At 35.3% G+C, this 14,528-nt stretch carries 11 protein-coding genes; 7 read left to right on the top strand and 4 right to left on the bottom strand.

Annotated elements, in window-relative coordinates:
- The first annotated feature begins 294 nt into the window (after positions 1-294).
- Together K4L44_06380 and K4L44_06375 are read left to right on the top strand one after the other, a co-directional pair.
- Positions 295-1,335, top strand: a complete 1,041-nt coding sequence (locus K4L44_06380) for a GMP reductase (GenBank protein ID QZE15456.1) — start codon at positions 295-297, stop codon at positions 1,333-1,335.
- Positions 1,336-1,421: 86 nt separating this feature from the next.
- Positions 1,422-2,327, top strand: coding sequence for a DMT family transporter (locus K4L44_06375; GenBank protein QZE15455.1), 906 nt, complete (start codon positions 1,422-1,424; stop codon positions 2,325-2,327).
- A 154-nt stretch (positions 2,328-2,481) separates the two neighbouring features.
- Here K4L44_06375 and K4L44_06370 read toward each other — a convergent pair whose 3' ends face one another.
- The 4 genes from K4L44_06370 to K4L44_06355 form a co-directional block, all read right to left on the bottom strand.
- Positions 2,482-4,314, bottom strand: a complete 1,833-nt coding sequence (locus K4L44_06370; GenBank protein QZE15454.1) for an alpha-L-fucosidase — start codon at positions 4,312-4,314, stop codon at positions 2,482-2,484.
- A gap of 352 nt (positions 4,315-4,666) precedes the next feature.
- Positions 4,667-6,457, bottom strand: a complete 1,791-nt coding sequence (argS, locus tag K4L44_06365; GenBank protein QZE15453.1) for an arginine--tRNA ligase — start codon at positions 6,455-6,457, stop codon at positions 4,667-4,669.
- A 176-nt stretch (positions 6,458-6,633) separates the two neighbouring features.
- Positions 6,634-7,119, bottom strand: coding sequence for a hypothetical protein (locus tag K4L44_06360; GenBank protein ID QZE15452.1), 486 nt, complete (start codon positions 7,117-7,119; stop codon positions 6,634-6,636).
- 93 nt (positions 7,120-7,212) lie between these two features.
- Positions 7,213-8,889: an arylsulfatase gene (locus K4L44_06355; GenBank protein ID QZE15451.1), complete on the bottom strand. Its 1,677-nt coding sequence runs from the start codon at positions 8,887-8,889 to the stop codon at positions 7,213-7,215.
- A 152-nt stretch (positions 8,890-9,041) separates the two neighbouring features.
- Between K4L44_06355 and K4L44_06350 the strand changes: the two genes are divergently transcribed.
- From K4L44_06350 to K4L44_06330, 5 genes are all read left to right on the top strand, one after another.
- Positions 9,042-10,463 (top strand): hypothetical protein, encoded by a 1,422-nt coding sequence (locus K4L44_06350; GenBank protein ID QZE15450.1) that lies wholly within the window; start codon positions 9,042-9,044, stop codon positions 10,461-10,463.
- Positions 10,464-10,537: 74 nt separating this feature from the next.
- Positions 10,538-10,831 (top strand): hypothetical protein, encoded by a 294-nt coding sequence (locus K4L44_06345; protein ID QZE15449.1) that lies wholly within the window; start codon positions 10,538-10,540, stop codon positions 10,829-10,831.
- Positions 10,831-11,175, top strand: a complete 345-nt coding sequence (tnpB, locus tag K4L44_06340; protein QZE15448.1) for an IS66 family insertion sequence element accessory protein TnpB — start codon at positions 10,831-10,833, stop codon at positions 11,173-11,175. Before K4L44_06345 ends, tnpB begins: the two co-directional genes overlap by 1 nt.
- 23 nt (positions 11,176-11,198) lie before the next feature.
- On the top strand, positions 11,199-12,707 hold the full coding sequence (locus K4L44_06335; protein QZE15447.1) for an IS66 family transposase: 1,509 nt from the start codon (positions 11,199-11,201) through the stop codon (positions 12,705-12,707).
- A 116-nt stretch (positions 12,708-12,823) separates the two neighbouring features.
- Positions 12,824-14,224 carry a hypothetical protein gene (locus K4L44_06330; GenBank protein QZE15446.1) on the top strand — a complete coding sequence of 467 codons (1,401 nt, stop codon included), beginning with the start codon at positions 12,824-12,826 and terminating at the stop codon, positions 14,222-14,224.
- The last annotated feature ends 304 nt before the right edge of the window (positions 14,225-14,528 follow it).

Here is a 14,528-nt window from a genome sequence, read left to right as displayed (position 1 = left end):
TTTAATACAAATATGAGGATGTTCAACACTATTGGACATCCTCTTTTTTTTACAATCCTATTTCATGTGCTACATGAAATATAACTAATTAATTCACAAACAAAGTTGCCTTCGAAATCTTCCACCTGATGAATTTTATTCAGTCCTTTAATCTAATTTTTTTCATAAAAAAGGTTACATAAATAAAAGAACAAACTTGTGTTAAAAAAAGAATAAACTTCAAAATTGCAGGTCGAGATCACTGCTTTAATATGTATCTTTAGACGTTATAAAAATAAAATACATTTTAAAGTTATGAGAATCGAGAACGACCTTAAGTTAGGTTTCAAAGATGTAATGTTTAGACCCAAACGATCAACTCTAAAGAGTAGATCTCAAGTGTCTCTCGAGCGTACGTTTAAATCGAAACATGCTGGTGTTGAAATTACAGGAGTCCCTGTAATGGCAGCCAACATGGATACGGTTGGAACTTTTGAAATGGCTCTAGCCCTATTTGAGCACCAATTATTTGTTGCGGTACATAAACACTATACACTTGAAGAGTGGAATAGTTTTATGACGAATGCTCCAAAAGGGATAGAAGATCACATTGCAGTAAGCACTGGTACCGGTGTCCAAGATGCACAAAAAGTAAAAGACATTATTACTGCAAACCCTCAGCTTAAATTTATCTGTATTGATGTAGCCAATGGCTATTCAGAACACTTTGTTGCATTCGTAAAGAAAATGCGCGAACAACATCCTGACAAAGTAATTATTGCAGGGAACGTAGTAACGGGTGAGATGGTCGAGGAGTTAATCCTTGCTGGTGCTGACATGATCAAGGTCGGTATTGGTCCAGGATCTGTTTGTACTACTCGTGTAAAAACAGGTGTAGGATATCCTCAACTTTCTGCTATTATCGAATGTGCCGATGCTGCTCATGGTCTAGGTGGTCTAATCATTGCAGATGGTGGATGTGCAATCCCTGGAGACGTCGCTAAAGCATTTGGTGCTGGTGCAGATTTTGTAATGCTGGGTGGAATGCTAGCAGGACATGATGAAAGTGCAGGCGAAATGGTAGAAAGAGATGGTAAGAAATACAAGAAGTTCTACGGTATGAGTTCTGCTACTGCAATGGGAAAACATGCAGGAGGAGTGGCAAACTATCGCGCAAGCGAAGGAAAAACTGTCGAAGTACCTTATCGTGGTGAAATCAAATATACAATTTTAGATATCCTTGGAGGGATTAGAAGTACTTGTACATATGTTGGTGCAGCAAAATTGAAAGAGCTTTCAAAGCGTACGACATTTATTAGAGTATCTGAACAAGAAAATAGAATATACACAAAGTAAGTATCATACTTTGTAAATATGAGAGAGAGGGTATTTTATACCCTCTTTTTTTATTCCCTTTTGTCAAAAGCAATTATTTTTGTCGCATGTGGATTTATTATGGACTATTAGCGGCACTATTTCTTGGATTTCATGGCATATGCAAGAAAATGAGTGTAAAGGAAAACAAGGTTATTCCTGTTCTATTTTTAACAACCCTTTCAGGGCTATTTTTTATCTTACCAATATTTATTCTTTCTAGGATAGCACCTGCAACAGCGCAAGATTTAGGGATCTATATTGAAACAATTGGGCCAAAAGATCATCTTTTGATATGTATCAAATCTCTACTAATGACATGTTCGTGGATATTAGGTTATAGTGCCTTAAAACATCTTCCAATAAGTATTGTCTCCCCTATTCGTGCTGCTGGACCATTCTTCACTCTCCTTGGAGCATTGTTTATATACGGAGAAACACCATCCCCTGTTCAGTGGATTGGTTTCTGTATTATACTGATTTCAATGTGGCTGTATTCACGGGTAGGGAAACTTGAAGGAATACATTTTACTAAAAATCGTTGGATCATATCTATCGTACTTGCTACTCTCTTTGGATCATCAAGTGGTTTATATGACAAATTTCTTATCCAATATCAAAACTATTCTCCTCTTACAGTACAGTTTTGGTTCTTCTTTTATGTCGTAATCATGGTAGGTGGAGTGTTAACATGGCTTATTCTTAAAGACCAGAATCATGTAAAAGATACAAGTTGGAGATGGACCATACCGATGGTTGGTATTCTACTAGTTCTTGCAGACTATAGTTACTTTAGAGGTCTTCAAGACCCTGCTGCAATGATTATGTTACTCTCAGCAGTAAAGAGATGCCAAATATTCATTGCCGTTTTCATTGGTGGTTGGATCTTTAAAGAGAAGAACAGGAAGAAAAAGCTTATTCCTCTCTTGGGAGTATTTATTGGGGTTCTTTTAATCCTTTTTGCAACCGTATAATAGAATAATATATCTAAAACCAATCGAAACAAACAGGTAGAGAAGGGGAAACACATTAATATGAGATCCCCTTTTTATCTACCCACAATGAATAACAAAGCTAAAACAGCTCACTTTTATATTAGAGTCTTAATATAAAAGGCACTTTATTTATCTATTTCTTAAAATAATTTTCAATCTTAAAAGTCCAACTCCACTGACAAGGAAGATCATTAGGGCCAAACGAGGATAGGTCAACAACTATAGCACCATGTTTATACCTCCACTTAAGAGGTTTTTCAACCCCTAGGATTGTTACCTTTGTTCCTCTTTTAGGCTTCTCTATAGGTATTCTCAACTCCTTACCAGGCCACTCCAATGAGATAGCATAAAGAGATTCATTATTCACAGTATAAACCATATACTCCTGCTCTGATTTATACTCCGCATTCAATCCATGCTTCTTAGATATTTTGTCTACAAATAATGACTTTTTAGGAATTACAACAAGAGCGGTATCTTTTTCTCCTTCAAGTCTCCACTTTAATGAAACAGAGGCATTCCTTTTCTTTTCAAAATAATGAACTTTAATAGGATACCTTACACCAGCCTCTAAGCGAATAGTATTAGCCTGTTTGGTTGCTTCGTTGTTTGTCATCACGTTACCATCCGCTGCATTTTTGGCATCCTTAGTATTGTCCACTAAAAGCTTCTCTTTAATCCAAAGTTTTGCGCCATCATCAGCAGTAAGATTAAAAGTAAAGACACCACTCTTCGTAGGAGAGATATAACCATCCCAATCTACCGTAAAATCATCCTCTTTTATACTCTCAACAGGACGATTCCTCACCCAATTAAAATAGATTGTAGAGTCTATACGACTATAAGAAACGGGACGATTTTCACCTGTCTTTTTCTCCCATGCCTTAGACCTATAGATCGCCTCATTATTAACGTTAATCCACGAACCTAACTGCATTAAACGCTCCTGCTGAAGCAATGGAATCTGTCCGTCCGCTTTAGGTCCGACATTAAGAGTGATGCCCCCTCCATTAGAAACAGCCTTCACAAAGAAATGAATCAATGATTCAGGTGTCATATAAGCATCAAGCGTTTCATTACGGTTCAACCCAAAAGAACGCCCCAAACCACGACATTCACTCCATGGTCGATCTTTAGAAACGATCCCTGAACTATATTCAGGAGTTAAAAATCCAATATCAGAACCTGATCCCCAACGATTATTGGTAATCGCATCTTTTCCAACAGTGTTATAATACCAACCGATAAGTTGTCTAGCATGCCACTCTTCTGCCGTGTTCCACCATTCTCCATCAGTAAAAAGTACACTTGGTTTATATTTCGAGATCAACTCCTTAAATTGAGGAATCATATGCTTATCCACATAAGGTCCAATAGAACGAGGATCATCAGTATCCCATCTATGCAGCTCATTATTCCATTCAGGAAGGCTATAATAAAGCCCCATCTTAAGACCATCCTTTCGAACAGCATCTGTCAGTTCTCCAACGATATCCCGATGTGGTCCTGTTTCAACACTATTCCATTCTGGTGCATATTTACTATCCCACAAACAGTAACCATCATGGTGCTTTGCGACTAATAAAACATATTTAGCTCCAGAAGCCTTAAACAAATCAGCCCACTGTTTAGGATCCCACAATTCAGCTTTAAAAAGATCTTTGAAATCACGATAGGTAAAATTCTCTCCATAAACCCTCTTTTGAAAATCCATACGTGACTTACTTTTGAGTTGCACTCCTCTCAAATACCACTCAGCATATCCCTCCTTGCTTGCCGAGGAAGGAACTGAATAAAGTCCCCAATGTATAAAAATCCCCAACTTCGCATCTTTAAACCATTGAGGATAAGGTCTATCTTTCAACTCTTTCCAGCTTGGGTTACCCGAAAACTTCTGTGTAGTTTGTGCATTGCATACCTGAAAAGAGCATGCAAAAAAACAAACTATTATAAATATTTTTTTCATCTTTTATTGTGTTTATATTCACTCTATAAATATCATAAAATCAAACTATAATTTCAAATTCATCTCTCACATTCACGACTTATTCACAATTAATTTTGACTAAATTAAAAATACATAAACAGCAATAACACAAGTATATCATGCAAAAAACAAGACTCAACCACCCATAACACAAGGAATCTTTTTATAATATTTAACAACAAACCAATCAATTATGTATAAAATTCACATCACGAACTCATAGTTAAGAATTCTACTTCTTAGAACAAACTAAGAAAACAAAAAAAGAGTCCACAAGATTGAACCTGTGGACTCTTCATTTATAAATACAATTGAGAGGTTATCAATAAATTTACATTCTTGATGGCACCTCAATACCTAAAAGAGAGAAACCAGACTTAATAACCTTACCAACCTGTTCTGCAAGAACAAGACGGAAAGCTTGAACATCTTTATCCTCCTCTTTATTAATACTATATTCGTGATAGAATTGGTTAAAACATTTCACCAAATCGTAAACATAGTTTGCAATCAATGCTGGACTATGATTTTTACCTGCATCAGCAATACAAGAACCATACATTGACAACATCTTAATCAATTCAACCTCTTTAACATTAGGAGTAATTGTTGGAACAATAGAAGGGATTTCCACACCAGCCTCAGAAGCTTTTCTTAAAACACTCTGAATACGAGCATAAGTATATTGGATAAAAGGTCCTGTATTTCCATTAAAGTCAATAGACTCTTCTGGATTAAACATCATTCCTTTCTTAGGGTCTACTTTCAACATAAAGTATTTCAATGCACCTAGCGCAACAACACGATAAATATTTGCTTTCTCCTCATCAGAATAACCATCTAATTTACCAAGATCCTCAGACACCTTTTTTGCTACAGCGATCATTTCATCCATCAAATCGTCAGCATCAACAACGGTACCCTCTCTAGATTTCATCTTTCCATGAGGAAGTTCGACCATACCATAAGAGAAGTGATAAAGATCTTTACCCCACTTATACCCCAATTTATCTAACAAGATCGAAAGAACTTGAAAATGGTATATCTGTTCGTTTCCTACCACATATATCATGTGATCAATAGGATAGTCCTCAAAACGCATTTGAGCAGTTCCAATATCTTGAGTCATATAAACAGAAGTTCCATCAGAACGAAGAAGAATTTTTTTATCAAGACCTTCTGACTCTAAATTAGCCCAAACGGAACCATCTTCATATTTTTCAAAATAGCCTTCTTTAAGACCACGTAATACTTCATCACGACCTGTCAAGTATGTATCAGACTCGTAATATATTTTATCAAAAGCAACTCCTAAACGCTCATAAGTTTCATCAAACCCTTTGTAGACCCAACCGTTCATTTTCTTCCACAATGCAATCGTTTCCTCATCTTTACTTTCCCATTTTCTTAAAAGATCACGAGTAGCAACCATACAAGGAGCTTGTTCTTTAGCGTCGTCTTCAGAAACACTACTAGCAATTAACTCTTGGATTTGTTCCTTATACATCTTATCAAACTTCACATAGTACTCTCCAACTAAGTGATCGCCTTTTTTCCCAGAAGATTCAGGAGTCTCTCCATTTCCAAGGGTCATCCATGCAAACATTGATTTACAGATATGAATACCACGATCATTTACAATATTGGTCTTCACCACTTTATTTCCATTAGCAGCCATAATCTCACTGATAGAGAATCCTAACAGATTATTTCTGATATGACCTAAATGTAATGGTTTATTGGTATTTGGAGAAGAGTACTCAATCATTACCAATTCCGAGTCATCGGTTACAGATTTAAAACCATATTGGTTAACTGAAGCGATATGATCAAGAACACCAACCCAATAACTGGTAGAAATCGATAGGTTTAAGAAACCTTTCACTATGTTATAATCAGAGATTTCATCCATGTGCTCCTTCAGATAATCTCCAATTTCTTGTGCAGTTACCTCAGGAGACTTCTTTGATATGCGTAGAAAAGGAAAAACAACAACTGTTTTATCTCCATCAAATTCTTTGCGTGTCTGTTGAATCTGCACTTGTGATTCATCTACCTCACTTTGATATAAAGCAACGACTGCTTCCTTAACTCTACTCTTAATTATAACTTCTATATCCATTTCTCTATTTAATAAATATACGATTGATCAATTTTAGAAGATATATTGGGCAGCCAACATATCCCATAAGTAGCGACAAAGATATACAATAGTTGTAGAACATTATCGTACGAATGATCCACAAAATGATTTTTTTTATAAAAAAACAGTGCATAATGAATAAAATGTGAATAAATCTACATTTCGCTTATCACCGGGCCATATGCAGTCTCTTTCAACGTTAGTTTTACAAGCACCTTCTTTTTCTTTGTTGTCAATCTACAATTAACAAAAAAAGCACCGTTCATCATCTGATGATTAATCACTTCAAACATCTTAATATCATCAGTCTTGCATGTAATTAGTCCGTTATATTCTTTATTCTCCTCTTTTCCTACCCAAAAATGATCTAGATACCTATCCCATTGTTTTTTATCTTGTTTCACAACAGAAATACTACACATTAAACGAATCATCTCTTTTTTATTATGCTTTTCAATAGCAACTTTCAGGTCCTCAAAAAAGTTTTCATATTGCTTAGGTACTCCATCAACCATATTCAAATTATTCGACATAAAAGCAGGGGAACTTGATTGGTTATTTTTAGGAGCTACATTATCTTGAGCTTGAACGGCTAGAAGAGATAAGAAGAATAGAAGAGAAACAATTTGTGTTTTAATCATAAAAGCTCTTTTTTAGTTTTAAAAAGTACATTACGTCACTAAGATAAAGAAAAGGGAGTCAAAAACTTGATCTCCCTTCCCTATTAATCTTTATTATTTCACTCCCTTTCCTGTTGTTTCACCTGGACCAATACCAAATTTCTCATAAATTTGTTCTGATGCATCTCCAATTGTAAAACTTGAAGGTCTTTGACTAGGTGGGAATTCCTTAAATGTTGCAAGATGTTGGAAAACCACTCCATTTCCTTTATACATAATTGGAGGATGGTTAATATACCAAGTCCAATAGTTATTTGAGTTATGATCTGCTCTTTCAAAAGGATCACGTTTCAAATTAAATATTTTAGGTAAACGAAGCCATGTAAAAGGCTCTGCCCATAATGCCATACTTTTAGCTCTTTGTTCTGCGTAAACCACTTTCCAAGAAGTTACTTGATCTGGTTTTGAAACTGCTGGCTGATCGCCAATAGTACCTCCACCAGCTGCAAATGTTGAAGTTCCAACAGTATAATTTCGTTGTTCAAAACGTACTGCTACAATCTGAGCATCTGCATTATAATAAATAAACTCTTCTCTTGGAGACAAATTCGTTTCCCCTTTTAAATAAGGAAGCATATTGTATCCATCTAGATGTACTTTAAAGTTCTTGTCATTTGCTTCATATCCATCAAGTAACTCTTCTTTAATATTATCATCTCCTGCAGCTGCAAGAAGTGTTGGAAACCAATCTAAATGTGAGATCAATCCATTCTTCACTTGACCCGCTTTAAAATGTTTAGGCCAGCGGATAAACGTAGGAACTCTATAAGCTCCCTCCCAATTAGTCTCTTTTTCTGAACGGAAGTGTGTGATGGCACCATCAGGCCATGCATTATAATGAGGTCCATTATCTGTACCATAAATAACAATTGTATTCTCTGCCAATCCTTTTTTATCCAAATAATCTAACAATTGACCAACATGCATATCATGCTCCATCATACCATCGTTATAGAACCCTTGTCCACTAATACCTCTATACTTCTCTGCCACATGAGTCACAAAGTGCATACGAGAAGAATTCCACCAGCAGAAAAACGGTTTATCTTGAGCAACGGCTTTATCCATAAATTTAATAGCACGATCTGTAACATCCTGATCAACAACCTTCATACGATCAATAGTTAAAGGTCCTGTATCTTTTACTGGTCCATCAGATGTACAATCCAAGATTCCTCTAGGTCCATATTTCTTAGCGAAACTAGGATCTTGTGGATAATCTTGATTTTCTGGCTCTTGCATTGCATCTAAGTGATATAAGAATCCATAAAACTCATCAAAACCATGATTGGTTGGTAGATCTTCATCCTTATCACCAAGGTGATTCTTACCAAACTGGCCCGTAATGTATCCTTGGTTCTTTAATGCCTCAGCAATAGTAATATCATCTGCTTTTTGTCCCGCTGGAGCATGAGGAAGACCTACTTTTGTCATTCCTGTTCTTAATCCACATTGTCCTGTAATAAATGAGGAACGACCTGCTGTACATGACTGTTCTCCATAATAATCAGTGAAGGCAATCCCTTCATTTGCGACGCGATCAATATTTGGTGTTTTATAACCCATCAGTCCTCTATTCCAGTAACTAATATTATATAACCCAATATCATCTCCCCAGATCACAATTATATTTGGTTTTTGATTTTTCTTTCTTCGCTGAGCATGAGCATCAGGAGAAACTAAAACACAAACCATTAAGAGTGCTAAAATTGTTAATACGATTTTTCTCATAGTTTTAGTATTTAAATTACTTATAATCCCAAACATGCTAAAAGATTAAAAGGTTCATTAAATCTGTAAATAATTATTTTTTTAAGGTTTTCCTGTAATGAATGGCCTCCTTTTAATACGTACAATAGGAAACTAAAACAAAACATAATTTTATGTACAGGAAAATTGTCTTATTACTTATCCTATTTCTTGTGAATGGATTCGTGCTTTTAGCACAGAATAAAGAACTTGGTGTTTTTAAACCAGGTACAAAATGGGAAAACATTAACACACGTTCAATTAACGTTGTCTATCCAAGCGGATATGATAGTGTTGCAAATAGAGTTATAAATATCACAAAATTCATACATGATTATAAGCTAGAATCTATTGGTGATAAGAATGCAAATAGAAAACTGCAGATTATCCTTGCACCAAATGATCTATCCAATAATCTACAAATACAATTGGCTCCTTACAAAGCAATTATACCTACTACTGGGCCACAAAACATCATGGATATAGGGGGAGTCGATTGGCTTACACAATCCTCAATATTTGCATATCGTCGGGCACTTCAATACTCCAATTTAAATTCTGGAGTATTTCGTATTATCTATTGGTTAAATGGAGACCAAGGAGTTCAGAATCTTAGCAGTTTTACCATTCCTTCTTGGTTTTTCGAGGGTGATGCAACATTTTCCCAAACCACTTTAACAAAAGCGGGTATTGGATACACTCCTTCATTCAACAGACAACAACGAGCAAGAGTATTGAAAGGGAAAAAGTACAGATATCCTAAAGCAAGAAATGGTTCCTTCATTGATGTTATCGAAAAAGAGGAGGTGTATGGTGTTTCTCTTATTGAACAAGGAAGAAAAATCGCAGGCCCAGATGTTTGGAAGAAAGTAATTCGCTCATCTGCTAATCTTCATGGAATATTCTACAGCTTTTCAAATAGCACTAAAAAACATATTGGCTTTACTACACGTAAACTATATTCAAACACATATGACAGTCTTGAAGTTAAATTTCAAAATGAGATAAAACATCTCCAATTAACTGAAAAAAATGAAGTTGTCGCTTCAAACAAGCGTTTTTATGAAAACTATTCATGTCTAAACATTACAAAAGACCGAAAACTTTATGCTTTAAAAAGACCTTTACAGAAAATACCTCGTATTGTAGAAATCTTACCAAATAAAGAAGAAAAAACAATAGTAAGACTACCTAAAGATTTTAACGAACAGTTTTCTATTCATAATGGATGGATCGTTTGGAGCGAGAAGAGAGATAACCCTTTTTACAAGCACTTAGACTATCATAACATATTCTCTTATAATCTATATACTAAAGAGAAAAAACAGTTATCTGAAAAGAAAAAGTACTTCTCACCCGCCCTCTCTACAGATGGAAAAACGATTGCTGTGATTGAGAAGGATGCGAATTTTAACCGATACCTTGTCACATTAGACCGTAAAACAGGTAACGAGTTAAAAAAATTCTCTATCATTAAACATGGAGATGCATTTTCACCACAATGGTCATACGACAACACTAAAGTCTTATACATTCTACAAGCTGATTCGAAGTAAGCGTTCGGTTATTCACATCTTGTGCATTATTTTAAAGCCTTCTATTTTTGAGACATAATCAAAAAAAGAAATTGATGAGTAAAAAAGCACATATGTTTGATCTCATAGAAGCACAACACAATAGTGGACTAAGCAATATCGATTACTGTAAACAGAATAATATAAAACTATCAGTATATAGTTATTGGAAGGCAAAATATAAGAAGGAGTATTCTAAAGAAACTGAAGGTTTCTTTGTCACATTAGACAATGAAACCTCACAAATAAAAGAAGAGATCGTTATCACTTATCCCAATGGTGTAACCCTTCAACTTTCTTCAGCAACGACAATATCGACGCTTCGATCATTAATCCAGATTCAAGGCTAATGTTTTCAATATCTTCAAATGATCGTTTTCACCTCTATTCTGAAGCAACAGATATGAGGAAAAGTTTTGATGGATTATCCGGATTGGTGCAGAATAAGATTGATGCCAATATTACTTCGGGTGATGTATTTATCTTTCTGAACAAACGTCGTACCATGATGAAATTACTTAAATGGGAAAGAGGTGGTTTTGTTCTTTTTGTGAAACGACTAGAGAGAGGAACCTTTAGACCTCCTGAAATAAAAGACTTAACATCAATTCATCTTGAGTACACTGATCTTGTCCTTCTTATAGAAGGTGTTCTTGTCAAAGAATATAAAAGACAAAAACGTTATGTTATTTAAATAAATATGTGTATCCTTAAACCATGAATAAGAGCGATATCATAGAGGATGTAAGTAAAGAAGATCTTTTGGACCAACTCCAAAAGATGATGACTGAATACTCTAATGTCGACTCTGAAAACACCAACTTAAAACAAGAGATAGAATCCTTAAAGGCACAGATTGCCTATCTTAAGAGACGTATCTTTGGCTCAACCAAAGAAACCTATAAAGATCCGAACCAATTAGAGTTAGCTCTTGAAGTCGAAGAGAAAAATCTAGAAGACTTACAGATATCTTCTCCAGAAGAGGAGGTTATTGAGGTTGTTAAGAAGAAAAAAAAGGCAAAAAGAAAAAGTATCCCTTCTGACCTTCCTCGTCAAGTAGAAGTGATTGAACCTGATGATGTCCCAGAGGGAGCAACTCGTATTGGAGAAGAGATATCTGAGAGGATTGAATTTAGTCCAGGTAAGCTTTATGTAAGACAAATTGTTCGTCCAAAATATCGTTTACCCGAAGAGGATAACATTATCATCTCCGAACTTCCGTCGGATCTTATCCCCAAATGTATGGCGGGAAACTCATTAATAAGTCAATTTATTGTTGGTAAATTCTACGACCATATACCTCTTTATAGAGCCCAAGGGATCTTTAAAAGATCAGGAATTGATTTTCCTAAAGCAACCATCAATGGATGGATAAGGAAGGCTGCTGAACTACTTTCTCCACTATACAAACATATCGAGAAAAAAGTAATCCAGTCAGACTATATTCAAGCCGATGAGACAAGTATCAAGGTTCTAACAGATAAGAAACAAGGAGCCACTCATCTTGGTTACTTCTGGATCTATTATGCTCCAAATATAAAGAGTTGTTTATTTACTTACGATAACTCCCGAAAAGGTTCTGTACCAGAATCGATTTTAAAAAAGTTTAAAGGAGTTCTACAGACAGATGGATATCAAGGTTATCATAAACTTGGAAATCAAAAAGAAATTATAAAGTTAGCATGTATGGCACATGCTCGACGGAAATTTTTTGAGGCAAAAGAAAATGATCGAACTCGTGCCGAATATGCTTTAAAAAAAATCCAAGAACTATATAAGATAGAGAGAACAAGTCAGGAAAAAGAGTTGTCTATCGAAGAAACCTATCTTCTTCGACAAGAACTTGCTGTGCCTATACTAAAGGAACTCGAAAAATGGTTAAAAAAAGAGTCCCTTACAACATTACCTAAAAGCCCTATTGGGAAAGCAATCAACTATAGCCTAAACCTATGGGATGAACTGTGCCAATATACAGAAGATGGAAGTTACATTATCGACAATAATAATGTGGAGAATAAAGTACGTCCAGTAGCCATTGGACGTAAAAACTATCTCTTTGCAGGATCAGAAGAGGGAGCTAAAAGAGCAGCAATGTTCTATACTTTATCTTCAATGTGCAAAATGGCAGACGTTGAACCTCATGCATGGTATACAGATATCTTAAATCGTATATCCGACACCAAGCCATCGAAATACGATGACTTACTTCCTCAAAACTGGAAATAATCTTTATAGTAAAAAAGATCAATCTTCATATACGTGAGTAGCCGAACGGATACGATTCGAAGCTTCAAATTGTCTCAATAGATATTCACTCTGGAGAAGTAAAAGAGATTACCCCTTTGAGTGATCATATGATCTCAAGTTTTCGAATTACAGAAGACAACACCATTCTATTCTCTGCATCTTACTCAGGAATCGACAATATTTTTAAAACAAACTTAGATAATTCTAATAATATCGAGCAGATTACTTCTGCCAAAATTGGTGCATACGATCCTATTTACGATACCCAAAACAACATAGTATACTACTGTGATTATACTGACATGGGAGCTAAGGTATCGAAAATAACAATGGACAAAAGCCTAAATACCGAAGTTATAATCAAACCGCTAAAGCAGACAACTCATACAAAATGGACCACTAACAAACAAGAGCAAGACATTACTAGCTTCGATTTTCAAGCTTCGAACAAAAAAACAAAATATCGTCCAATTAAAAATGGGATGAAACTTCACTCGTGGGGTGTGATGTATTTACAAGAAAGTTTTAATTTAGGTATCGAAGCTAAAAACATACTCTCAAACATCTCAGCATCTGCTGGTTATTCCTTCAAAGAGAGTCAAAACAAAGGGCAAATATTTGGTTCACTTACTTATGGAAAATATGCCGTTAAGTCAAGTATTAGAACAGAAATTCTTGGTGGGGCCCTATTAAATATGTACGAAGACAGTGTTCGAAATGTTAGATCATCCATTGATATTTATTCTCCTATTCAATGGAGGGGATCAAATAACGAAAACAGTCTAAATGTCGGTGCTGAAGTAATAAATAACAATTATTCATACTATGGTCTTAATGATGCTCATGAAAATCTAAATATATCAGAATCAGCCGATTTCAATGCACTCTCTCTTCATCTTGATTTTTCTAAGGTAAGAGACAAGAAAAAGATAAACCTTCAACCAAAATGGGGATTAACATTCGCTTCAAAATTTCGTCTTAATCTTAATGAGACTAAAATGAGACAAGTCAGCATAAAATCAAAGATATACCTTCCGGGGTTCTTCGCCAATGATGGGTTCTTTGTTGACTTTGGTTACGAACACACTAGAAATGACTTATGGGAGCGTTTTGATAGGACTTTCGAAGAAGCAAAGGGGTATCAATCCATCCTAATAAGTGATATGGCAACAGGTGAGCTTAAGAACACCTATAAATATAAAGGATCATATAACTACCAAACCCCATTATGCTATCCTGATTTTGGTGTAGCTGGGGTGGTATATATAAAAAGAATCTTTGCTGATGGATTCGCAGACTTCCAACAAGTTAGATCAGAAGATTTCAAAAGACACATCCACTCTTATGGATTTGGTATTCATCTAGATATTAATCTACTCAATGATTACCCTATTCAGATTGGACTTCGTCAGTGTTATGTCTCTGATCCTGAATTTAGTATCTTTAAAGGAGAAAGCAATCCTCTTCTCTTCAGCCTAAAACTCTTGTATTTATAGAACAACTACCTAGAGCCTCTCTATACTACCTTCTTTACAGTGTAGAGAGGCTTTGTTATTTCCCTCTTATTCTACACCTATCAGAGATTCAACCATTTTTGGATCTACTTTATTCAGCAACAGTTCATATCTACCAATTATTTGGATAGTTACACTTTACTTGAACAACATCTCTTATACAAACAATTTAATTAACACAACAATCCAAAGAACAAGATTCCAAAAACACCTCATTCCCATAAAAAAACACCTAGAGAGAAATTATCATCGCACAACATTGACCATATCAAGAACACAACTTATA

The organism is Prolixibacteraceae bacterium (assembly GCA_019720755.1).
Lineage (GTDB): Bacteria > Bacteroidota > Bacteroidia > Bacteroidales > Prolixibacteraceae > Halosquirtibacter > Halosquirtibacter laminarini.
This window is presented reverse-complemented; position numbering and strand designations above follow the sequence as displayed.